The 20,893-nt window shown below is 67.4% G+C and carries 19 protein-coding genes; 8 read left to right on the top strand and 11 right to left on the bottom strand.

Annotation, left to right across the window (positions count from 1 at the left end; genetic code table 11):
- Positions 1 to 183 precede the first annotated feature (183 nt).
- Genes ABFA30_RS20440 through ABFA30_RS20415 form a run of 6 tightly spaced genes read right to left on the bottom strand, consistent with a single transcriptional unit; the run spans position 184 to position 6,982 of the window.
- Entirely contained in the window at positions 184 to 1,803 is a 1,620-nt protein-coding gene (locus ABFA30_RS20440) for a BatD family protein (protein WP_225786995.1), read from the bottom strand.
- Positions 1,800 to 3,518: a VWA domain-containing protein gene (locus ABFA30_RS20435; protein WP_410045846.1), complete on the bottom strand. Its 1,719-nt coding sequence runs from the start codon at positions 3,516 to 3,518 to the stop codon at positions 1,800 to 1,802. Before ABFA30_RS20435 ends, ABFA30_RS20440 begins: the two co-directional genes overlap by 4 nt.
- The gene (locus ABFA30_RS20430) at positions 3,515 to 4,591 is read right to left on the bottom strand and encodes a vWA domain-containing protein (RefSeq protein WP_410045845.1); all 1,077 of its coding nucleotides are present in this window, start codon (positions 4,589 to 4,591) and stop codon (positions 3,515 to 3,517) included. Before ABFA30_RS20430 ends, ABFA30_RS20435 begins: the two co-directional genes overlap by 4 nt.
- Complete coding sequence (locus tag ABFA30_RS20425; protein ID WP_225786992.1) at positions 4,584 to 5,078, bottom strand: DUF4381 domain-containing protein; 495 nt, start codon at positions 5,076 to 5,078, stop codon at positions 4,584 to 4,586. Before ABFA30_RS20425 ends, ABFA30_RS20430 begins: the two co-directional genes overlap by 8 nt.
- Positions 5,075 to 6,019, bottom strand: a complete 945-nt coding sequence (locus ABFA30_RS20420; RefSeq protein ID WP_225786991.1) for a DUF58 domain-containing protein — start codon at positions 6,017 to 6,019, stop codon at positions 5,075 to 5,077. Before ABFA30_RS20420 ends, ABFA30_RS20425 begins: the two co-directional genes overlap by 4 nt.
- Positions 6,020 to 6,022: 3 nt before the next feature.
- Positions 6,023 to 6,982, bottom strand: a complete 960-nt coding sequence (locus tag ABFA30_RS20415) for an AAA family ATPase (protein ID WP_253080984.1) — start codon at positions 6,980 to 6,982, stop codon at positions 6,023 to 6,025.
- A 229-nt stretch (positions 6,983 to 7,211) separates the two neighbouring features.
- Between ABFA30_RS20415 and ABFA30_RS20410 the strand changes: the two genes are divergently transcribed.
- Positions 7,212 to 8,519 carry a T6SS phospholipase effector Tle1-like catalytic domain-containing protein gene (locus ABFA30_RS20410; protein ID WP_410045844.1) on the top strand — a complete coding sequence of 436 codons (1,308 nt, stop codon included), beginning with the start codon at positions 7,212 to 7,214 and terminating at the stop codon, positions 8,517 to 8,519.
- 127 nt (positions 8,520 to 8,646) lie between these two features.
- On the opposite strand, the gene ABFA30_RS20405 is transcribed toward ABFA30_RS20410, so the two are convergent.
- The 4 genes from ABFA30_RS20405 to ABFA30_RS20390 all read right to left on the bottom strand — a co-directional run bounded on the left by ABFA30_RS20405 (position 8,647) and on the right by ABFA30_RS20390 (position 13,036).
- A complete protein-coding gene (locus tag ABFA30_RS20405) occupies positions 8,647 to 9,975 on the bottom strand; it encodes an MFS transporter (protein ID WP_225786988.1) in 1,329 nt (442 codons plus the stop codon).
- A gap of 43 nt (positions 9,976 to 10,018) precedes the next feature.
- Positions 10,019 to 11,212 carry an L-2-hydroxyglutarate oxidase gene (lhgO, locus tag ABFA30_RS20400; protein ID WP_225786987.1) on the bottom strand — a complete coding sequence of 398 codons (1,194 nt, stop codon included), beginning with the start codon at positions 11,210 to 11,212 and terminating at the stop codon, positions 10,019 to 10,021.
- Positions 11,213 to 11,315: 103 nt separating this feature from the next.
- Positions 11,316 to 12,026, bottom strand: a complete 711-nt coding sequence (locus tag ABFA30_RS20395) for a FadR/GntR family transcriptional regulator (RefSeq protein WP_253080986.1) — start codon at positions 12,024 to 12,026, stop codon at positions 11,316 to 11,318.
- A gap of 74 nt (positions 12,027 to 12,100) precedes the next feature.
- The gene (locus ABFA30_RS20390) at positions 12,101 to 13,036 is read right to left on the bottom strand and encodes a LysR substrate-binding domain-containing protein (protein WP_225786985.1); all 936 of its coding nucleotides are present in this window, start codon (positions 13,034 to 13,036) and stop codon (positions 12,101 to 12,103) included.
- A 156-nt stretch (positions 13,037 to 13,192) separates the two neighbouring features.
- Here ABFA30_RS20390 and ABFA30_RS20385 point away from each other — a divergent pair, with 156 nt between their 5' ends.
- The 7 genes from ABFA30_RS20385 to hutH all read left to right on the top strand — a co-directional run bounded on the left by ABFA30_RS20385 (position 13,193) and on the right by hutH (position 20,272).
- Entirely contained in the window at positions 13,193 to 14,257 is a 1,065-nt protein-coding gene (locus ABFA30_RS20385; RefSeq protein WP_225786984.1) for an aromatic ring-hydroxylating dioxygenase subunit alpha, read from the top strand.
- Positions 14,250 to 15,362 (top strand): FAD-binding oxidoreductase, encoded by a 1,113-nt coding sequence (locus tag ABFA30_RS20380; RefSeq protein ID WP_225786983.1) that lies wholly within the window; start codon positions 14,250 to 14,252, stop codon positions 15,360 to 15,362. Before ABFA30_RS20385 ends, ABFA30_RS20380 begins: the two co-directional genes overlap by 8 nt.
- 86 nt (positions 15,363 to 15,448) lie before the next feature.
- Entirely contained in the window at positions 15,449 to 16,291 is an 843-nt protein-coding gene (locus ABFA30_RS20375; RefSeq protein ID WP_225786982.1) for a transporter substrate-binding domain-containing protein, read from the top strand.
- A 107-nt stretch (positions 16,292 to 16,398) separates the two neighbouring features.
- Positions 16,399 to 17,103 (top strand): ABC transporter permease, encoded by a 705-nt coding sequence (locus tag ABFA30_RS20370; RefSeq protein WP_225786981.1) that lies wholly within the window; start codon positions 16,399 to 16,401, stop codon positions 17,101 to 17,103.
- Positions 17,104 to 17,116: 13 nt separating this feature from the next.
- A complete protein-coding gene (locus ABFA30_RS20365; RefSeq protein WP_225786980.1) occupies positions 17,117 to 17,857 on the top strand; it encodes an ABC transporter permease in 741 nt (246 codons plus the stop codon).
- 1 nt (position 17,858) lies between these two features.
- Positions 17,859 to 18,635: an ABC transporter ATP-binding protein gene (locus ABFA30_RS20360; protein ID WP_225786979.1), complete on the top strand. Its 777-nt coding sequence runs from the start codon at positions 17,859 to 17,861 to the stop codon at positions 18,633 to 18,635.
- Positions 18,636 to 18,730: 95 nt separating this feature from the next.
- Entirely contained in the window at positions 18,731 to 20,272 is a 1,542-nt protein-coding gene (hutH, locus tag ABFA30_RS20355) for a histidine ammonia-lyase (RefSeq protein ID WP_225786978.1), read from the top strand.
- Positions 20,273 to 20,346: 74 nt separating this feature from the next.
- On the opposite strand, the gene ABFA30_RS20350 is transcribed toward hutH, so the two are convergent.
- On the bottom strand, positions 20,347 to 20,700 hold the full coding sequence (locus tag ABFA30_RS20350; RefSeq protein ID WP_253100502.1) for a hypothetical protein: 354 nt from the start codon (positions 20,698 to 20,700) through the stop codon (positions 20,347 to 20,349).
- Positions 20,701 to 20,893 lie beyond the last annotated feature (193 nt).

Below are 20,893 nucleotides of genomic sequence, written 5' to 3'. Positions count from 1 at the left end.
CACCTGGTCGTTGGGCGTTCATTGAGTGGCCGGGGTGGCCGGCGAGCGAGGACGGTATGTTAACCCAAGTGGTTTTGTGCAGGCTCGATATCGTGCGCGGGAATAGGGTGCAGGGGCGCGAAGCGGCCCCAGCATTAGCCAAACCCAACGGTGTCGCTGGCCTCTAGAACCCAGAGGCTTTGATCATTTCGGATACAACGGCGGCAAGCTCCCGGTTTCCCCAGCAGGCGCCAGCACCTGCTCGGCCGGTGGGATGGCGCCGATGGCGCGCCACAGCTCGTCGCCGTGCCAGTACTGGCCGCTCTCGCTGTACAGGGCGCCGTTGAGGCCATCCAGGGCATCGGACAAGGGCACGAAACGGGCGGCCATCTCGGCCAGGGTTTCCGGTTGCTGGCGTGCCCAGGCGTCCAGCGCCTGGCGCGTGGCCTGGGGGTCGTTGGCCTGGCAGGCACGCTTGAGGTCGTCCAGCAGGGTGCGCGGGCTCGGCCCGCTCTGGGCAGCGCGCAGCACCGCCGGCTGCGAGCGGGCGCGCCACCACAGGGCAAAGCCCAGCAGGGTGGTCAGGGCCAGGACCAGGGTCGCCAGTTGCCAGGCCCAGAGCCAGGCGCTGCTGCCATCGCCCACCGGCGTCTCGGCGCTCAGCGCCGGGTTGTCCTGCACCTGCAGGGTGCGCGCCGGCAGGCTGCTGTGTTCCAGGTGGTCCTCGCGGGTGTTCCACCAGGTGACCTCGAGAGCCGGCAGGGCCAGGTCGCCGCTGTGGGTCGGCACCAGGGCCTCGCGCTCCTCGCGGTTGGCGATCATGCCGCGCTCGTTGATCTCGTTGCGCAGCAGCGGCTGGTCGGGGTAGCGGCGTAGGCCGTAGGTCTCGGTGGCCGGCAGGGGGGGCAACTGGGTGCTCGACAGCCCTTCGGCGCGCAGGGTGATGCTGCGGGTCAGGGAGTCGCCGATCTGCGTCGGCTGGCGGGCCGGGTCCGGGTTCCAGTGTTCTTCCAGGGCCAGGCTGCGTGCCGGCAGCCAGGGCGTGTCGGCTGGCCAGGCGCTGGGAATCGGTCGCACCGTCAGGTGCAGCGGCAGCGAGCTGACCTGCACCTGGCGCCCGACCCGGGGCATGCCGGCCGTTGGCTCGCCGCCGTCGGCCGCCGTGGCGGTGAAGGTCAGCGGCGGGACTTCCAGGCTGCCGCTGTGCTGCGGGTAGATCGCGTAGCGTGTCTCGATCACCCCGTGGCGCACACCGTCGATCTCTTTCTCGTAGGTGCGCGACTCGCCCAGCGGCTCGACCTTGGCATCGTTCAGTTGCAGTGGGCTGAGGCTGCTGTCGTCGTACAGCGACACCGAATGGTAGATGCGCAGGGTCAGCACGGCCTGGGCCTGGACGTAGACCTCGGTGCTGTCCAGGGTCGCTTCGACGAACACCTGGGCGGCGCTGCCAGGGCGGCTGGCATCGGCCTGGAGCACCTGCAGTTCGATGGGCTGGCTGCGCGACTGGCCCAGCTGCAGCTCGGGAATGCGCAGGCTGCCGCTGCGCCGTGGCAGCAAGGTGATGATCCAGCGGGTGCTGGCGCGGGTCTCGCCGTCGAGGGTATGCAGGCTGTTGAGCTGGCGCGTGTCACGGACCTCGAAGTCGCCCTCCAGGGCGCGCAGGTCCGGCTTGCCGAACTGGGTGATGTCCTGGCTTTCCAGGGTCAGTTCCAGGGTTTCGCCGGCTTCCAGGCGGGTACGGTCGACGCTGGCCTGCAGGGCCGGTTGCGCCTGGGCCTGGACGAGCCACAGCAGGCTGAGTAGGAAGACGCCGAAGCGGCTCATCGTGGGGTTTCCTGATGCAATTGCTGTTCGTACCAGAATTTACGCCGCAGCAGCTGGGCCGGGTTGTCGGGAATCTCCCGCAGCCACTGTTCCAGGGCCTGGCGCTGCTCGGCGTCGAGGCTGGTGGGCACGGGCCGTTGCGGCGGCTGGGTGACACCGTCGTCGTCGCCGGGCTGGTTGCCAGCCTGGGCCTGGTGCTCGCCAGTGCCTTCGCCGGGCTGTTCGGCCGCGGCCTGCTCTTCGTTGCCGGGCGTGCCCTGGGCCTGGTTGGCGGCCGAGCTGCTGTTGCCGTCGGTCTCGCTGCCGGGCGTGCCTTGGGCATCGCTGCTGGCCGGTCGTTCCTCGGCCTTGGCCTGGCGCTGTTGCAACAGTTGCTGGACCAGGGCGTGGTTGTCCAGGGCAGGCTGCAGGTCGGGCTGGCGCTCCAGGGCCTGTTCGTAGGCGTCCAGGGCGGCTTCCAGCGCACCGGCGCGGGCCAGGGCATTGCCACGATTGTAGTGGGCCGCGGCGCTGTTGCCCTGGGCGAAGGCCTGGGCCGCGCCTTCGAAGTCGCCGGCCTGGTACAGCGCCATGCCGCGCCACTGTGGGTCTTCGAAGCGCTGGGCCGCCTCGGCGGGGCGCTGTTGCTCGAGCAGGCGCTGGCCCTGTTGGTCGGGGCGCAGCCACAGGTCGTCGAACTCGAAGGCCTGGCCCGGTTGCGGCAGCGCCAGCAGCAACGGCAGGCAGAACAACCAGCCGCGTCGGCCGGCGCAGGCGGCCAGCAGCAACAGCGGCAGCAGTAGCCAGTAGCCCTGGTCGGCCCAGCTGTCCAGCTGCAGGGTCTGGCCGTCGTTGCGCAGGATGTGGGGAGTGTCGAACAACCCCAGGCCACGCAGGTCCAGGTCGTCGATGCGGGCATGCCGGTAGCGCCCGCCGGTGCCCGCGACGAAGGCCTTGAGGCTGGCGCTGTCCAGGCGTGGCAGGAGGATGCCGCCCTGGTCGTCCTTGAGGTATTCGCCGTTGGCCTGGCGCACCGGCGCACCTTCGGCGCTGCCGATACCGAGCATCAGCAGGCTCGGGCCCTGGCGGCCGAGGGCCTGGAGGATGCCATCACGCTCCTGTGGGCTCAGCGCCGAGCCGACCAGCAGCAGGCGGCCCTGGCCCAGGCCGCTCTGGGCCAGCAGCGCCAGGCCCTTTTGCACGGCCAGGTCGGCGCGCTGGCCGGGCTGCGGCATGATCGACGGATCGATCGCCTCGAGCAGGTTGCGGGTGGTGCCCAGGTCGTCGGACAGCGGCACCAGGGTATGTGCGCTGCCGGCATAGACCACCAGCGCGGTCTGGCTGTCGCGGCGATGCTCGAGCAGGTCGAGGATCTTGCGCCGGGCCTGCTCCAGGCGGTTCGGCGGGCTGTCCTCGGCGAGCATCTGCGGGGTCAGTTCGAGCAGGATCACCAGCGGGTCGGCCGGGCGCTGGCGGGTTTCCTCCAGGCGTTGCCAGCTCGGGCCGAGCAGGGCCAGGACGACCAGCAACCAGGCCAGGCCCAGGGCGATCCAGGGCAGCTTGCTGGTGCTGCCGCTGCCGCCGCCGAGCAGCACGGCATGGAACTGTGGCGGCAGGATCAGTTGCCAACGCCCGGCGCGCTTGCGCCGATGCCAGCGCTTGAACAGCAGCCAGGCGAGCAGCGGCACCACCAGCAGCCAGAGCGGGCGCAGCCATTGCGGCCAGAATTCGATCATCGCCGCCTCCTCAGGCGCAGGCGTTGCAGGCGCTGGCGCCACTCCGGGTGCGGCTGCAGGAAGCGCGGCCGACGCAGCAGGCGCTGCAGCCGGTTGTCCGGCCATTGGGCGGCGGCCACCAGCAGCACGCTGAGCAGCAGCGCCAGGGCCAGTGGCCAGGCATACAGGGCTTTGGCGGTGCGCGCCTGGGTCGGTTGCTGGGCCACCGGCTCCAATTGGTCGAGGGTATCGCCGATGGCATCCAGCTCGGCGCCGTCGTGGGCGCGGAAATAGGCGCCGTGGGTCAGCTCGGCGATCTCCCGCAGCGAGGCTTCGTCCAGGTCCAGGCTCGGGTTCAGGCCGAGCAGGCCGGGCGTACCGCTGGCTTCGGGGTTGGCGCCGATGCCGATGGTGTAGATGCGCACGCCTTCCTGGGCGGCCAGGCGCGCGGCGGTCAGCGGGTGGATCTGCCCGCCGTTGTTGGCGCCGTCGGTCACCAGCACCAGCACGCGGCTCTGCGCCGGCCGCTGGCGCAGGCGCTTGACCGCCAGGCCGATGGCATCGCCGATGGCGGTGTTCTTGCCGGCGATGCCGATCTGCGCCTCGTCGAGGAAGGTGCGCACGGTGTGCCGGTCGAAGGTCAGCGGCGCCTGCAGGTAGGCTTCGCTGCCGAACAGGATCAGCCCTACCCGGTCGCCCTGGCGGTCCTGGAGGAAGTCGCCGAGCAGCGCCTTGACCAGGTCCAGGCGGCTGATGTCCTCGTCCTGCCAGTGCATGTCGGGAAAGTCCATGGAGCCGGAGACGTCCACCGCCACCAGCAGGTCGCGGCCGCTGGCGGCGACCGGCACCGGCTCGCCCAGCCATTGCGGGCGAGCAGCGGCCAGCAGCAGGAGCAGCCAGATCAGCACGAAGGGGGCCTGCTGGCGCCAGGTCGGCAGGTTGAGGCGGGCGCGGCGCCCGGCCAGGCCTTCCAGTTCATCGAGGAAACCCACCTTGAGCACCGGCTCGCCGCTGTCGGCGGCGGGCAGCACCAGGCGTGCCAGCCAGGGCAGCGGTAGCAGCAGGAAGACCCACGGCCAGGCCAGTTCAAACATGCTTGCGGATCCAGGTTTCGACCGCCTGGGCGAGCCCGGCGATGGCCTTGTCGTCGAGCTTGCACTCGGGCTTGTAGGCGCCTTCGACCAGCACCATCCAGCGGGTCAGGCCGGCGGCGGGGCAGCGGTTGTCGAGAAAGGCCAGCCATTGGCGGCCATTGAGGGTGTGGCTGTTGGCGCCGGGGTAGTGGTTGCGGCACAGGCGCTTGAGCAGGGCGTTGATCTGCTGCAGCCAGGCGCCGGCCGGGGCACCGTCGTAGGGGCGGGGCAGGCGGGCGAGCTCGGCCAGGGCCTCCTGGCGTATCGGGTCCAGCGGCTGCTCGGCGCGCACCACCCGACGTTTGCCAGGGCGCCAGTGGCGCAAGCGCCACAGGCCCCAGCCGAGCAGCGGCAGCATGGCCAGCAGCACCCACCAGCCGGGCGCGGGTGGCCACAGGCCGATGCCCGGCGGGGCGATCAGCGGTTGCAACGGGTCCAGCGGATTCATTGAGGGCTCCCGGGGCGCTGGGCATCGAGGTGCTCGCGCAGTTGCTCGATCATCTCGCTTTGGGTGCTCAGGGGCATCAGCAGTATCCGCAGTTTCTGCGCCAGCAGTTCCCAGCGCTCGACGCGCGACTCGGCTTGCTGGCGATAGGCCTGGCGCAGGCTGGCGTCGAGGGTGTCGAGTTCCAACTGGGCGCCGCGCTGGGCGAAGCGCAGCAGGCCGGCGGCCGGCAGGGCATGGTCGAGCGGGTCGGAAACCGGCATCAGCAGCAGGTCGCAGTGGCGCGAGAGCATCGAAAGGTGCTGTTCGACGCTGTCGCTCAAGGCGCGTTCGTCGCAGATGACGATGGCCAGGCTGCCCGGGCGCAGCACCTCGCGGGCCCGGCGCAAGGCCAGGCCGAGGCTGTCGGCCTGGGGCTGGGCCTCGGTGTGCAGCGCCTGGTTGACCTTGGCCAGGCGGTTGAGCAGTTGCAGCAGGCTTTGCTTGCTACGCCGTGGCTTGATCTCGTGGTGCTCGTTGTCGCCGAACACCAGGCCGCCGATGCGGTCGTTGTGGCCCAGCGCGGCCCAACCGAACAGCGCTGCGGCCTGGGCCGCCAGCACCGACTTGAACATCAGGCCGGAGCTGAAGAACAGCCGCTGGCTCTGCTCGACCAGGATGAAGATCGGCCGCTCGCGCTCTTCGTGGAACAGCTTGGTGTGCGGCTCCTGGGTGCGCGCGGTGACACGCCAGTCGATGTTGCGTACATCGTCGCCGGCCTGGTAGACGCGCACCTGGTCGAAGTCCACGCCGCGCCCGCGCAGCTTGGAGTGGTGCAGGCCGACCAGCGGGCTGCGCTGGCCGGGCCGGGAAAACAGCTGGATCTCGCGCACGCGATGGCGCATGTCGATCAGCTCGGCCAGGCCGATGCGGATGCCGGGTTCGGCCGTTCGCGCGGTGGGCATGGGTCAGGCGACGGCGACGACGTCGAGGATGCGCTGGACCACACGGTCCTGGTCGATCCCCGCCGCCTCGGCCTCGAAAGACAGGATGATGCGGTGGCGCAGCACGTCGAACAGCACGGCCTGGATGTCCTCGGGGCTGACGAAGTCGCGCCCGGCCAGCCAGGCATGGGCGCGTGCGCAGCGGTCCAGGGCGATCGAGCCGCGTGGGCTGGCGCCATAGGCGATCCAGTCGGCCAGCTCGGCATCGAACTTGGCTGGGGTGCGGGTGGCCATCACCAGCTGCACCAGGTATTCCTCCACGGCGTCGGCCATGTACAGGCCGAGGATCTCCTTGCGCGCGGCGAAGATCGCCAGCTGGCTGACCCGCCGCTCCGGCTTGGCCTCGCCGCCCAGCGCCTCGCCCCGGGCCTGCTGGAGGATGCGCCGCTCGACGGCGGCGTCCGGGAAGCCGATCTTCACGTGCATGAGGAAACGGTCGAGCTGGGCCTCGGGCAGCGGGTAGGTGCCTTCCTGCTCGATCGGGTTCTGCGTGGCCATGACCAGGAACAGCGGCGACAGCTCGTAGGTGCTGCGGCCGACACTGACCTGGCGCTCGGCCATGGCCTCGAGCAGCGCCGACTGGACCTTGGCCGGGGCACGGTTGATTTCGTCGGCCAGCACCAGGTTGTGGAAGATCGGCCCCTGCTGGAACACGAAGCTGCCGGTTTCCGGGCGGTAGATCTCGGTGCCGGTGATGTCCGCCGGCAACAGGTCAGGGGTGAACTGGATGCGATGGAACTGTGCCTCGATACCCTCGGCCAGCTCCTTGATGGCCTTGGTCTTGGCCAGCCCGGGCGCACCTTCGACCAGCATGTGGCCGTCGGCCAGGAGCACGATCAGCAGGCGCTCGACCAGCTTCTCCTGGCCAAGGATCTGGGAGGAAAGAAATGTGCGCAGCGCGATCAGCGCCTCACGGTGTTCCATCGTCGAGGGTTCCTGGAAATGAGCCGGGCGTGCTGGCGCAGCGGCGTCCGGGCAGGGGCTGATACTTTAATCCATCCGGGCCCGTGCCGACCAATGGCGGCATGGAAAATTCTCCAGGGGGGCGGGCGCGGGTCGTCGAACAATCGCTGACTGCCTGTGGAATCTGCGGGTTCCCGCGTGCGCCGCGAGGTTGCCTCATTGTCGGTCCTGGACAATGAGGAACCCACCGATGGACCTGCAACGCATCGCTTCCGGCACACCCCATCCGCTCACCTTGAGGGTGGGGGTGTTCTTCGACGGCACCGGCAACAACCTGGGCAACGGCATGCACGCGGGAGCATCGCCCGAACGCGGCGGCAGTTATGCCAATGCCCCGAGCAACGTGGCGCTGCTGTACGGGCTGTACCCGGTCGGGGCTGTGGAGGCACTTGCGGACAGGGTCTTTTTCAAGGTCTATGTCGAGGGCATCGGCACCACGCAAGGCGCGCCCGACTCGGCGCTCGCCCAGGCCACCGGGCGTGGCCAGACGGGGATCGAGGCACGAGTGGCCGAGGCGCTGGCGGTGGTTGCCGGGCAATTGCGGCGCTGGCGTGCAGGGCAACCGCAGGGCCCCGTGGCAGGGGTCGAGCTGGACCTGTTCGGCTTCAGTCGCGGGGCGGCGGCGGCCCGCCACCTGGCCAACCAGTTGCAGGAGGGCTCGGCCTGCCTGCTGGCGTGGCCTGTGACGATCAACTTCATCGGCCTGTTCGACACGGTGGCGGCCATCGTCGCCCCGTGGCAAGGCAACTTCAGCCCTGCCAACGACCGTTACGGCGGGTTGCGCCTCGGCCTGGGCGAGGGTATTGCGCGCCAGGTCGTGCAACTGGTGGCTGGCGATGAAAGGCGGCACAACTTCCCGTTGGTGCGTAGCGGGCACGACATCGTCGTGCCCGGGGTCCATTCGGACATCGGCGGCGGCTACCTGGAACGGATGACCGAGCGCGTCCTGCTGAGCAAGCCGCGATCGAACCTGGTGCCTGCGCGCACGCCAGCGGAGCGGACGCGGGCGTATGCCATCGCCACCAGGCAGTTGGCGGCGGAGTATGCGGGCATGCCGGGGCCGCAGCCCCGGGTCCTGACCTGGGAGGTGCCTGTCGAGCGGCGTTGCAGGCAGGATGGGCCGGAAAAGCGCGTGTATGCGGCGGTTTATCGGGAGCGTGAGGTACTGGGGCATTTGTCGCGGATCTATCTGCGCATCATGCGTGAGCTGGCGGTGCGCGGTGGGGTGCCGTTCGCCGAGGTGGAGGCGCGCGAGGCGGCGTATCGGTTGCCGGAGGCGTTGCTGGGGATCAGTGCCAAATTGCATGACTTCGCCCTGGGGCGTAGCGCTGGTCCGGGTTTGAGCGAGGAGGAGCGGCACTTGCTGGAGGCGCGGTACATCCATGCTTCGGCGCATTGGAATGCACTCAAGGGGCTGCGCAACAGCGAACTGGAGGTGATGTTCGTCGACCGGCCGGCGGAAGGCGGGCGGGTGATGCATGTGAATCCAGTGGGGTGAGCGGGCCTGGCATGTGGTGCTTTTGGCATCCTGGGGCCGCTCAGGTACAGCGCCGTTCTGCCATTGAGCGCGGTACCTGGAGCGGCCCCAATTGCGACTGTAAAGCTTTAACTGGCCTAGGCAGCCCTCAGTTCTTCGCGGTGGAGTGCTTGCGCCCCTGGTCGCACAGGGCGAAGACCACCACCAGCACCCCGGAAATCGCCAGGATCAGCGCCACGCCATCGGTGGAATGGGTCGCCGAGCCAGCCACCAGGGCCAGGCCGCCCAGCGGTGCCAGGCCACCGGCCACCGCCGTGCCGATCTCCCGCCCGGTACCGAACCCTGACGAGCGTGTCTGGGTCGGGAACTGCCGGCTGAGGAACGAACCCTGCGGTGCGAACATCATCGGCGCGAGGATCCCGGTGCCGATGCCGATGGCCACGTAGATCAGCGTCGGTTCACCCGTGCTCAGCAACTGCAGGAACGGATAGGCGAACAGCGCCGAGAACACGCCGCCGAGCATCAGCACGATCTTGCTGCTCCACTTGTCGCACAGCCAGCCGAAGAACGGCACGGCGAAGATCGCCACCAGGCTGGCGATGGTCACCGACAGCGAGGTGACATGCGCCTGGACGCCCTTGAACTGGGTCAGGTAGGCCAGCGAGAACGTCTTGAAGATGTAGCTCAGGGCGTTGTAGCCGATGGCCACGAAGAACACCACGGCCAGGCCCTTGAGGTCGTTGCGCAGCAGCAGCTTCAGCGGCGACACCTGGGGCTTGTCCTTGGCCTGGTCGAGTTCCTTGAAGTCCGGCGTCTCGGGGATGCTGCGACGTACCCACAGGCCAATGCCGACCAGCGCGATACTGGCGATGAAGGGGATGCGCCAGCCGCCGGCCATGAGGAACGCATTGCCGTTCATGGTCAGCAGGTACACGGTCAGCGACGACAGCAGCAGGCCCAGGTTCAGGCCCAGCGCCGGCCAAGCACCCTGGCTGCCGCGCTTGCCTTCGCTGGCGTGCTCGTAGGAGGTCACCGCCGCGCCGGACAGTTCGGCGCCGGCGCCCAGGCCCTGGATGATACGGATGACCACCAGGATGATCGGCGCCCAGATGCCGATCGTGGCATAGCTGGGGATCAGGCCGATCAGTGCGGTGCACACGCCCATCATGCAGAAGGTGATCACCAGCACCTGCTTGCGCCCGAAGCGGTCGCCCAGGTAGCCGAACAGGATGCCGCCGAAGGGGCGGGCGATGAAGCCGATGGCGAAGGTGGAGAACGCCAGCAGCGAGGCCACCGCCGGGTTGCTGGCGTCGAAGAAGATCTGTGAGAAGACGATCGCCGCCATCGTGGCGTACAGGTAGAAGTCGTACCACTCCAGCATCGAGCCGAAGATGGTCGCCGCTGCCACCTTGCGCAGGCGCTTGCGTTGCTGTTGCGGGGTTTCCGTCGCGGCCAGGGCCGCCTCATGTACCGACATCGAAGGTTCCTTATTGTCTTTGTAGTGGGGTGTGCAGCAGGGTTCAGCGGGCCTCGAGGATCTTGGCAGCGATCATCTGGCCGATCGGGATGGCCGAGGTGGCAGCTGGCGACGGAGCGTTGCAGACGTGCACCATGCGCGCCGTCTCGGCGAACAGGAAGTCGTGCACCAGGGTGCCGTCGCGCATCACCGCCTGGGCGCGGATGCCGGCCTCGTAGGGCAGCAGGTCCTCGACCTCCAGCGACGGGCAGTACTTGCGGCATTGCTCCAGGTAGCCGCGCTTGAACAGCGAGTTCTTCATCTCCGTGGTGCCAGAGCCGAGGTTGTTCCAGATCGTCTTCCAGAAACCCGGGAAGCGTGCGTACTCGGCGACGTCGCGCCAGTTCACCGAGAACTTGCGGTAGTTCTCCCGGCCCAGGCCGAGCACGGCGTTGGGGCCGACGGTGACGCTGCCGTCGATCATCCGCGTCAGGTGCACGCCGAGGAACGGCAGGTCCGGGTCGGGGATCGGGTAGATCAGGTGGTTGACGACCTGGTTCTTGCTCGCGGGCAGGCGGTAGTACTCACCGCGAAAAGGGATGATCTGGTGGTCGATCTTCACCCCGGCCAGGCGCGCCAGGCGGTCGGACTGCAGGCCGGCGCAGGCCACCAGCTGGCGTGCCTGCCAGGTCTGCGCGTCGCTGCGCACTTCGACATGCGTGCCGTGTTCTTCGATCGCGCGCACGCTGGTGCTCAGGTGGACTTCGCCGCCGGCCCGCTCGATCACCCGGGCCATGGCCGTACACACTTGCTTGTAGTCGACGATGCCGGTGGCATCGAGGAACAGCGCACCCTTGCCGACGATGTTGGGTTCGCGGCGGCCAAGCTCGGCGGCGTCCAGGCGCTCGACCTTCAGGCCGTTCTGCTGCGAACGCTCGTACAGGGCCTGCATGCGCTGCATTTCCAGGTCGTTGGAGGCCACCAGCAGCTTGCCGCAGACGTCGAAGGCGATGCCGTGCTCGCTGCAGAAGTCCTTGGTGGCCTGGGCGCCGCGCTTGCACAGGTCGGCCTTGAGGCTGCCCGGAGCATAGTAGATGCCAGCATGGATCACGCCACTGTTGTGGCCGGTCTGGTGGCGGCCGAGGCTCGCTTCCTTTTCCAGGATCAGCAGGGACGCGCCGGGACGCTGCTCGAGCAGGGCCATGGCGGTGGCGAGGCCGACGATGCCGCCGCCGATGATGCAGTAGTCGTAGGTCATGCAGGGGTACCTTGGATTTCTTGTCGGTGGATCTGCTTATCAGGTTGTCAGACTAAGTAGTGCGCGTGAAAACCTCGCCAGGCTGCCAGGCGTTCTCCGGGTGTCAGTCGAGGGCGGGGAGGTCGATCTTCAGGCGCTTGGCCGAGGCCCGCAGGTGCGCTTCGGCGCAGGCCGCGGCGGCCTGGCGGTCGCCATCGGCGATGGCCTGGTACAGCGCCTGGTGCTCGCGATTGGCGTCGGCCGAGCCGCCCACGGAGTGGGCGGCGGAGTTTTCCCAGGCGTTGCGGCGCGCGGCGGCCAACTGGCCGCCGAGGAAGTCGTGGAAGGCCACGAAGTACGCGTTCTTGCTGGCTTCGGCGATGGCCCGGTGGAAGGCCACGTCGGCGGCGGAGGCGGCGCTGAAGTCGCTGCGCCTGTCGAGCATTTCCTGCAGGGCCGTGGCCATGCGCGCCAGGTCGTGCGCGTCGCGGCGGCGGGCGGCGATGGCGGCGGCCTGGGTCTCGATCCACAGGCGCATCTCGAACATCTGCACCAGGTCTGGCTTGCGCCCCTGGCTGCCGGGGAAGCGGAACACCGTGCCGCTGGGAGTCTGGGAGATGTAGGAGCCGAGCCCGCGGCGGGCGATGAGCACGCCATCGGCCTTGAGCTGCGCCACCGCTTCGCGCACCACCGAGCGGCTGACATTGAGCTGCTCGGCCAGTTGCTGTTCGGTGGGCAGGCGCGATTCGGCGGCCAGGCGGCCGGAATCGATCTCTGCACGGATGGCGCTGACGACCCGTTCGACCAGGGTGTCGGGGCGCTGGAGCTCTAGCATGGAAACGGTTGCCTATTGATCAGGTTGTCAGACAATGCCTGTGTCCGGGCCCTGTTGTCAATCGATTCAATGCGTTATGCCGGGGATTCGGCCAGCAACCGCTGCGTGACTTCCTGCTGGTCACGCCCGCGCTCGATCAGCCAGCGCTGGAAGGCTCGGCAGTGACCGTGGTGGATGCTGCCCGGGTTCCAGGTCAGGTAATAGGACGCTGGCATGGGCAGGGCCCGCAGGCAAGGCAGCATCAGTTTGCCGCTGTCGACATCCCGGCTGATCATCGAGTACTGCGCAAGGACGATGCCTTGCCCGTCGATGGCAGCCTGGATGGCCATGGAAGACAGCGAGTAGATCCGGTAGTTGGCGATTTGCACCTCGCCGATGCCAGCCGTGGCGAACCACTCCTCCCAGGACGGCGGTGAATCGAACTTCGGCCGCCAGTCGATGGTGATCAACGGCAGCGCGAGCAGGCGGTCGGCGTCGACCTTCGCGTCCAGCAAGGCTGGGCTGCACGCCGGTACCACGCAATCGCGGAACAGTTCGAGGGTGTGCTGGTCGTCATGCATGCCGGCGCCATAGCTCAGGCGAAAGTCCACGCCATTGGCGTGGGCCTCGGACGGTTCGGTGTGGGTGCCGTCCAGGTAGATGCTCAACTGAGGGAATGCCGCCTGCCACTCGGCCACCAGCGGTGCCAGCCATTTCGACAACAGCGAGGGCAGGGCGCTGATGTAGAGGTTGCTGGTGTTCTTCGAGCGTTCCAACCCCGCATAGGCCGCGCGCAAGCGCTCGAACGCCTGGCTGCAGCCTTCGTGAAAGCGCTGGCCGGCGGCGTTCAGGCGCAGGCGCTGGCCTTCCTTGACCGTCAGGCTCAGGCCAACGGCTTGCTCGAGGATCTTCATCTGCTGGCTGACGGCGCCGGCGGAGATACCCAGGCGCTTGGCCGCCTGGGTGATGCCACCGCACAGGCCGACGGCTTCGAAGACTTCCAGTGCGCGTAACGGGGGGAGCTGGCTCATGACGGGCTCTCAGCTGTGGGGACAGGCCTATTTTTAGTTTAGAAAAACTTAATAAATCAACAGAAAACACCACCTATTCTTTTGTTTCACCCAGGCCTAGGCTGTGTTTCAAGAACCTGATGCAGCCCATGACAACAACAACAGGAGCCTCATGCCATGTTCTTGAGAAATGCCTGGTACGCCGCCGCCTGGGACACCGAAGTGAAGCAGGCCTTGCACGCCACCACCCTGCTCGGCGAGCCCGTCGTGCTCTACCGCAAGGCCGACGGCGCAGTGGTGGCCCTGGAGGATGCGTGCCCGCACCGCAAGCTGCCGCTGTCGATGGGGCGCCTGCACGGCGATGTGGTCGAGTGTGGCTACCACGGCCTCACCTTCGACGGCGCCGGCACCTGTGTGAAGGCCGCCTGCGTGTCGCGCATTCCGCAGGCGGCGAAAGTCCGCAGCTACCCGGTAGAAGAGCGCTACGGCCTGGTGTGGCTGTGGATGGGCGAGCCGGCCCTGGCCGACCGCAGCAAGCTCCTCGACATCCCCGAGTGGGACGACCCGGCCTGGGGCGTCAACCGTGGCGATTCGATGACCATCGACTGCAACTACCTGTACATGACCGACAACCTGCTCGACCCCTCCCACGTGGCCTGGGTCCACCAGAGCACCTTCGGCACCTCGGCCTGTGAGTCGGAGCCGTTGCAGACCCAGGTGAACGACGACGGCGTGGTGGTCTCGCGCTGGCTGCGCAATATCGATGTGGCGCCGTTCTATCGCCAGTACCTGAAGTTCGAAGGCCGCTGCGACCGTCTGCAGTACTACGAGGTGCGCTACCCGGCCCATGCGATCATCAAGGGCGTGCACACCCCGGCCGGTACGGGCGGGGAGGGCGGAGCGCTGCATGAGAAGGCGTTCCTGATGGACTCCTACAACTTCATGACGCCGGTCGACGAGAACCGCACCCGTTACTACTGGTTCCAGTTGCGCAATTTCGACGCAGACGACCAGGAGGTCTCCCGCCAGTTCGCTGCCGATGTGCGTCGAGCCTTCGAGGAGGACCGGGTGGTGCTGGCGGCGGTGCATGCGGGCATGAGGCAGCGCCAGACGCCGAACATCGACCTGGCCATCGATTCTGGCCCCTTGCGTTTTCGCCGTGGCATGGAGCGCCTGATTCGCGAAGAGCAGCAGGCCGCCCACGGGCTGGTCGCGACCGTCGAGGTGAACGCTCATGCTTGATGCCATTCCCGCCGCGAAGGGCTTCGCGCGCTTCCAGGTGACAGGGAAGGTACGGGAGAGCGCAACCATCACCTCGTTGTTGCTCAAGCCCGCCATGAACGATGGCCGCATCGCCTTTCGCCCCGGGCAGTTCATCGTGGTGCGCATCCCCCAGGCCCAGGGCCCGCAGTTGCTGCGTGCCTACAGCCTGTCCAGCGACCCGGATACCCCGGAGCAACTGCGTATCTCGGTGAAGCACGAGCGGGCGCCGGCGCACTTGCCCGACGTGCCGGCCGGCGTGGGCTCGAGCTTTTTGCACGAGGCGCTGGAGGTGGGTGGGCAACTGGAGGTTGCCGGCCCGTCCGGCAACTTCGTCCTCGATGAGCAAAGCACCCGCCCGGTGCTGCTGTTCAGCGGTGGCGTCGGCCTGACGCCCATGGTGAGCATGTTGCATCGCCTGGCGACCCATTCGGCGCGGCCGGTGTATTTCGTCCACGCCTGCGAGAACGGCAGCGTGCATGCCTTGCGTGAGGAAGTGCTGGCCCTGGCGACCAAGCGTGCCGGGATTCGTGTGCACTTCTGCTACCGGGCGCCGAGCGACGCCGACGTGCGCAATGGCCATCACCACAGCAGTGGGCTGGTCAGCCGCGAAACCCTGCAGGCGCTGCTGCCGCTGGACGACTACGACGTCTACCTGTGTGGGCCCAGGCCGTTCATGCAGGCCAACTGGCGCTTGCTGCGTGGCCTGGGCATCGAGCGCGAGCGGATTCGCTACGAGTTCTTCGGGCCGGCGACTGTCCTGGACGAGGACGAGGCCCCCGCCGTGGCCAGCGTGGCCACACCCAGCGCACAGGCGCAGGGTGAACTGACGGTGCGCTTCGAGCCCTCGGGCCGGTCGGTCACCTGGGAGGCGTCTTGCCCATCGCTGCTCGACTGCGCCGAGCAGGCAGGGCTGTCGCCGCCCTTCAGTTGCCGCGCGGGGTTGTGCAGTGCCTGCATGACGCCGCTGCTCAGCGGCACCGTCGAGTACCTTGAAGCGCCCTTGGCCGAGCCCGAGGCGGGCCAGGTATTGCTGTGCTGCGCCCGGCCGACCTCGCCGGTCGTGCTGGCATTGGGCAGGCGCTAGACCACTGGCCAATGGAGGTAACCCCACCGAAAGACGTGCCCTGCGTGCCCTTTACGACCTTCGTGGTCTCGCATCGGAGAATAAGAATGAACAACAAGAAAATCGGATTCGCCGCCTGCTCGTTGTTGATGGCCCTGACCAGTTTCAACGCCCCAGCCAAGGACTGGGACAGCATCCAGATCGCCACGGAGGGCGTCTACGAACCCTGGAACCGCACCCGCCCGGATGGCACCTTCGATGGCTTCGAGCCGGAGATGGCCAAGGTGCTGTGCGAACGCATGCAGGTCCGTTGCAAGATCGTCGCCCAGGACTGGGATGGCCTGATCCCGGGCCTTAAGGCCGGCAAGTTCGACGTGGTCATGGATGCCCTGGCGATCAGCCCGCAGCGGCGCCAGGTGATCGACTTCTCGCGCCCCTACACCAAGGCACCGGCCACCTTCGTTGCCCTGCGCTCCAGCGGCATCGACCTGGGTGACGGCACGTTGCAACTGCAGGGCGACCCGGCGCAGGACACGCCAAGGGTCGATGACTTGCGCAAACGGCTCGAAGGCAAGCTCATAGGTATCGTCTCGGGCACCGTGTACAGCACGTTCATCCATGACCAGTTCGGCAAGGTGGCGACCATCCGCGAGTACAAGACCCCACCGGAGCCGCTGATGGACCTGAAGAACGGTCGCGTCGACGTGGTGTTCGAGGACCTGGGCTTTCTCGCCGGGGAAATGCAACGCGCCGGCAGCGAGGTGGTGCTGGTGGGCCCGGCGATCAACGGGCCGATCTGGGGCGAAGGCGAGGCTTTCGGCATCCGCCAGGGCGAGCCGGAGCTCAAGGCCAAGCTGGATGCGGCGATTGCCTCGTTGATCGCCGATGGCACCATCAGCGAGCTGAGCCGCAAGTGGTTCAAGCACGACTTCACCCCGCCAACCCCCTGAACCTCTGGGGCGTCGCCGGGCATCGTCCCTGATGCCCGGCGACGCAGGCACTGCACGCGGCGGCCTCGGCCGACCGCTCCCTGACATGGCTATGGGTGGGTGTACACGTGATCGATTTGCTCGGATTTGGCGCACAGGGCTGGGGCGGCGTGCTGCTGCTGGCCGCGCTCATGACGCTATTGGTGACCCTGGCCGCCTTGTTGGTCGGTGCGCTGCTCGGCGCGCTGGTGGCGGCGGCGAAACTTCAGGACAACGGCCTGCTGCGGGTGTTGGGCGATGCCTACACCACGGTGTTTCGGGGGGTACCTGAACTGCTGGTGATCTATCTGTTCTTCTATGGTGGTTCGGCCCTGGTGGGCCAGGTCGGCCAACTGTTCGGCGCCGAGGGTTTCATCTGCATGCCGGCTTTCCTGGTGGGGGCGCTGGCGGTCGGCGTGGTCTCTGGCGCCTACCAGGCGGAGGTCTACCGTGGCGCCTTCCAGGCCGTCTCGCGCAACGAGCTGGAGGCGGCCAAGGCGATCGGCATGCCGATGCTGATGCGCTTTCGCCGGATCATCGCGCCGCAAGTGCTGCGTTTTGCCTTGCCGGGGCTTGGCGGGGTCTGGCAGATCAGCCTGAAGGACTCGGCGCTGATCTCGGTGACCGGGTTGGTCGAGCTGATGCGCGCCAGCCGGGTCGCCGCGGCCTCCACCGGGGAGTTCGTGCTGTTCTTCATGACCGGGTGCGCGCTCTACCTGCTGCTCACGGGGGGTTCCAACCTGGTGTTCTCACGTGCCGAGCTGCGGCTTGGCAGAACCTTGCGCCGCGGCTGAAGAGGGGCTCGACATGTCCATCGACTTTGCGTTCTTGTGCGACACCCTGCTGCAACTGCTGCGGGCTTTGCCGACCACCCTGGTGCTGTTCGCCGCCTCGGTGGCCGTTGGCACGCTGCTGGCGCTGCTGGTGGTGTGGCTGCGGGTCTGCGACGTGGCCGCGTTGCGTCACCTGGCGCGTGGCTACATCTTCCTGTTTCGCGGCTCGCCGTTGTTGATCCAGCTGTTCCTGCTGTACTACGGCCTGAGCCAGTTCCCCGAGGTGCGCCAGAGCCCGTTGTGGCCGGTGCTGCGCGACCCGCTGGCTTGTGCGGTGATCGCCCTGGCCTTGTGCACGGCGGGCTACATGGCGGAGATCTTCCGCGGTGGCCTGCTGGCGGTGCCGGCGCAACAGGTCGAAGCGGGGCGGGCGGCGGGCATGTCTGGCGGGCTGCTGGCGCGGCGGATCATCATCCCGATCGCCCTGCGCAGCTGCCTGCCGGCCTACTCCACGGAAATCATCCTGATGATGAAGGCCACCTCGCTGGCCAGCCTGGTGACGGTCTACGAGATCTCGGGCGTGGCCCAGCGAATCATCTCGGAAACCTACCGCACGCTCGAGGTGTTCCTCTGCGCAGCGCTCATCTACCTGGTTCTGAACTTCCTGATCGTCCGCACACTGGCGTGGCTCGAGCGCTGGCTGTCTCCCCGGCAGCCGGCGGCCACGCGAACAACGACAAGAAAGTACGCATTCAGCGTGCGAAGGGGTAACTGACATGACTATTGGCAACGATCCGGTACTGCAGGTGAAACATATCCGCAAGTCCTTCGGTAGCCTGGAGGTGCTCAAGGGCATCTCGCTGGAGGCGTACCAGGGCGATGTGGTGTCGATCCTCGGCTCCAGTGGCTCGGGCAAGAGCACCTTCCTGCGTTGCATCAACCTGCTGGAAACCCCGGACGCCGGCGAGATCCGTGTCGCCGGCGAGCAGATCGCGTTCAAGCGGGGGCGCCACCGGCTGCCGGTGCCCGCCGACCGGCGCCAGGTCGACCGCCTGCGCCCGGAGCTTGGCATGGTGTTCCAGAGCTTTGGGCTGTGGTCGCACATGACGGTGTTGCAGAACGTCATCGAAGGGCCGCTGCATGTGCAGAAGCGGCCGCGCGCCGAGTGCCTCGAACAGGCCGAGGCGCTGCTCGAGAAGGTCGGCATGGCGGACAAGCGCAACCACTACCCGGCGTTCCTCTCGGGGGGCCAGCAGCAGCGCGTGGCGATCGCCCGCACCCTGGCGATGCGCCCACGGGTCATCTTGTTCGACGAGCCCACCTCGGCGCTCGACCCGGAGCTGGTCGGCGAAGTGCTGAAGGTGATGCGAGCGCTCGCCGAAGAGGGTCGGACCATGCTGGTGGTGACCCATGAGATGGGCTTCGCCCGCAACGTCTCCAACCGCGTGGTGTTCATGCACCAGGGGCTGATCGAAGCCCAGGGCACGCCAGAGGAGATGTTCAAGGACCAGCGCTCGGAGCGTTTCAGCCGGTTCATCCTCAGCCAGGCCTGAGCCCCCCCGGTTACCCGACGTTTTTCGCCTGTCCCTGAACAGGACGGGCTTCCTGCGCCCTGAAAAAGGCCAATGAGTAGAGAGAGCAGAGCATCATGCGTATTCACCCGAAAGACATTGCCACCGTTACCCTGGACGACGCCAAGCCTTCCCTCGAGGAGTTCATCGCGGTCGCCCGTTACTCGGCGAAGGTGCGGTTTTCCGATGCCTATCGCGCCCGGGTCGACCGCTCGCGCGGCCTGGTCGAGCGTTTTCTGGCGGAAAACCGCCTGGTCTATGGCGTGACCACCGGTTTTGGCGACAACGTCCGCCATGTCATTTCGCCGGAAGATGCCCAGACCCTGCAGGTGAACATCGTGCGCTCCCATGCGGTGTCGGTGGGCGAGCCGCTCAATCGCGAGCAGGTGCGGGCGATCCAGTTGATGATCCTGGTCAGCCTGGGCAAGGGGTTCTCCGGCGTGCGCATGGCCTTGCTCGAACAGATTGCCGGCCTGCTCAACCACGATGTCATGCCATTCGCGCCGGGCGAGGGCTCGGTGGGCTACCTGGGCCCTGAAGGCCATTTGGCCCTGGTGCTGATCGGCGAGGGCAAGGCCCGGGTCGCGGGGGGCGACTGGATCGATGGCGCGGCGGCGCTGCGCCAGGTGGGCCTGCAGCCGATCGAGCTGCAGTGCAAGGAAGGCCTGGCGATGCTCAACGGCACGACCTCGGTCACCGCCATCGCCACCCTGGCCCAGTACAACGCCAACCAGGCCGCCCAGGCGGCAGACGTGGCCGCGGCGATCTCGCTGCAGGTGCTCAAGGGGACCATCCGCGCCTTCGACCCCCGTTACCATTCGGTCAAGGCCTACGCCGAGCAGGCCCAGACCGCCAGCTACATCAAGCGCCTGCTGGGCGACAGTCGGTTGATCGAAGAACACATCGACTACCGTCTGCAGGACACCTACAGCCTGCGCGCCATCCCCCAGGTGCATGGCGCCTCCAAGCGCTTCATCGCCTATGCCCAGGCCTGCATCGACAACGAGATCGCCTCGTCCGGCGACAACCCAGTGATCTACCCGACCACCGAGGGCAATGGCATCGCCATCTCCGGGGCGAATTTCGACGGCTCCTTCGTGGGCATGGCTGCCGACACCCTGTGCAATGCGATGACCAACCTGGCGAAGATCTCCGAGCGGCGTACCGACCGCATGGTCAACTCGCACTTCAGCGAAATGCCGGCGTTCCTGGTGCGCAACCCGGGCCTGAACAACGGCTACATGATCATCCAATACACCGCGGCGGGGTTGCTGGGCGAGATGAAGGTGCTGTCGCACCCGGCGACGATCGACAGCGTTTCGACCTGTGGCAACCAGGAAGACCCGGTCAGCTTTGCCTTCAACGCGGCGATCAAGGCCTACCAGGTGTCGCGCAAGCTGGAGTCGGTGCTGGCGATCGAGCTGCTGGTCGGCTGCCAGGCCCTGGACTTCCACGACCCGGCCAAGGCCTCCAGCGCCACCCGCGCCTTGTATGAGCTGGTACGCAGCCGGGTGCCGGTGGCCGACGAAGACCGGGCGTTCTACCCGGACATCGTCGCGGTGACCGAGCAGTTGCGCGAGGGCGAGGTGTTGGCCGTGGTCGAGGGGGCTATCGGATAGCTGCAAGCCGCAGGGACTGAAAAACCGCAAGCAGCCTTCACACAGGCCTGCTTGCGGCTCGGAAAGCTTGCAGCTTAAAGCTCGCTGACGTAGGTGCCGGTGCCGTCGAGGATATTGCGCAGGGTCTGCTCTACCTCCATCAGGTCCGTCCCCGGCGATGTCAGGACGATTTCCAGCTGCGATGCGCCCTTGAGTGCATCGCGATCCCCCGCCGTCACCTCGATCAGCAGGCGTGTGGCGCTGAAGGTCACCTTCAGGCCATCGAGCGTCGACGGCTCGTCGTCCAGGGTCAGGTCCACCGTGTCCTCGTCCGGGTAGCGGGTGAGCAGGAACATCTGGCCCCTGTCGCTGTGGCAGCACAGGGTCGCCATGTTGTCTTCCTCCTCGTCGCAAGGGGTGGCGAAGAGCAGGGCGGTTTTCAGTTGCATGGGGTGGCTTCCGTTGCATGGAGCGGGGTCGGGGGACGAAAGGCCATTCTGACAGCCCCGCGAACATCCATAAACGGAAAGTTACCGGCCCTTGACCGAAATTGTCGCAGCGCTGCAAGCCGTGATGACCGCTCAGTCGTTAAGCTGCCCAGTCGATGGTCACCCGTAAAGCCACGGCCCGAGGCGGCAGTCG

This window comes from Pseudomonas sp. HLMP (assembly GCF_046365545.1).
Taxonomy (GTDB): domain Bacteria; phylum Pseudomonadota; class Gammaproteobacteria; order Pseudomonadales; family Pseudomonadaceae; genus Aquipseudomonas; species Aquipseudomonas guariconensis_B.
Note: the sequence above shows the minus strand (reverse complement) of the source record. Positions and strands in the feature narration are given on the sequence as shown.

Excerpts from the sequence above, each read along its gene's own strand:
- ABFA30_RS20425 (WP_225786992.1), bottom strand. The coding sequence starts at position 5,078 with ATGAATCCGCTGGACCCGTTGCAACCGCTGATCGCCCCGCCGGGCATC.
- ABFA30_RS20385 (WP_225786984.1), top strand. The coding sequence starts at position 13,193 with ATGTTCTTGAGAAATGCCTGGTACGCCGCCGCCTGGGACACCGAAGTG.
- ABFA30_RS20410 (WP_410045844.1), top strand. The coding sequence starts at position 7,212 with ATGGACCTGCAACGCATCGCTTCCGGCACACCCCATCCGCTCACCTTG.
- ABFA30_RS20380 (WP_225786983.1), top strand. The coding sequence starts at position 14,250 with ATGCTTGATGCCATTCCCGCCGCGAAGGGCTTCGCGCGCTTCCAGGTG.
- hutH (WP_225786978.1), top strand. The coding sequence starts at position 18,731 with ATGCGTATTCACCCGAAAGACATTGCCACCGTTACCCTGGACGACGCC.
- lhgO (WP_225786987.1), bottom strand. The coding sequence starts at position 11,212 with ATGACCTACGACTACTGCATCATCGGCGGCGGCATCGTCGGCCTCGCC.
- ABFA30_RS20390 (WP_225786985.1), bottom strand. The coding sequence starts at position 13,036 with ATGAGCCAGCTCCCCCCGTTACGCGCACTGGAAGTCTTCGAAGCCGTC.
- ABFA30_RS20420 (WP_225786991.1), bottom strand. The coding sequence starts at position 6,019 with ATGCCCACCGCGCGAACGGCCGAACCCGGCATCCGCATCGGCCTGGCC.
- ABFA30_RS20375 (WP_225786982.1), top strand. The coding sequence starts at position 15,449 with ATGAACAACAAGAAAATCGGATTCGCCGCCTGCTCGTTGTTGATGGCC.
- ABFA30_RS20350 (WP_253100502.1), bottom strand. The coding sequence starts at position 20,700 with ATGCAACTGAAAACCGCCCTGCTCTTCGCCACCCCTTGCGACGAGGAG.
- ABFA30_RS20435 (WP_410045846.1), bottom strand. The coding sequence starts at position 3,518 with ATGATCGAATTCTGGCCGCAATGGCTGCGCCCGCTCTGGCTGCTGGTG.
- ABFA30_RS20430 (WP_410045845.1), bottom strand. The coding sequence starts at position 4,591 with ATGTTTGAACTGGCCTGGCCGTGGGTCTTCCTGCTGCTACCGCTGCCC.
- ABFA30_RS20395 (WP_253080986.1), bottom strand. The coding sequence starts at position 12,026 with ATGCTAGAGCTCCAGCGCCCCGACACCCTGGTCGAACGGGTCGTCAGC.
- ABFA30_RS20415 (WP_253080984.1), bottom strand. The coding sequence starts at position 6,982 with ATGGAACACCGTGAGGCGCTGATCGCGCTGCGCACATTTCTTTCCTCC.
- ABFA30_RS20405 (WP_225786988.1), bottom strand. The coding sequence starts at position 9,975 with ATGTCGGTACATGAGGCGGCCCTGGCCGCGACGGAAACCCCGCAACAG.
- ABFA30_RS20365 (WP_225786980.1), top strand. The coding sequence starts at position 17,117 with ATGTCCATCGACTTTGCGTTCTTGTGCGACACCCTGCTGCAACTGCTG.
- ABFA30_RS20360 (WP_225786979.1), top strand. The coding sequence starts at position 17,859 with ATGACTATTGGCAACGATCCGGTACTGCAGGTGAAACATATCCGCAAG.
- ABFA30_RS20440 (WP_225786995.1), bottom strand. The coding sequence starts at position 1,803 with ATGAGCCGCTTCGGCGTCTTCCTACTCAGCCTGCTGTGGCTCGTCCAG.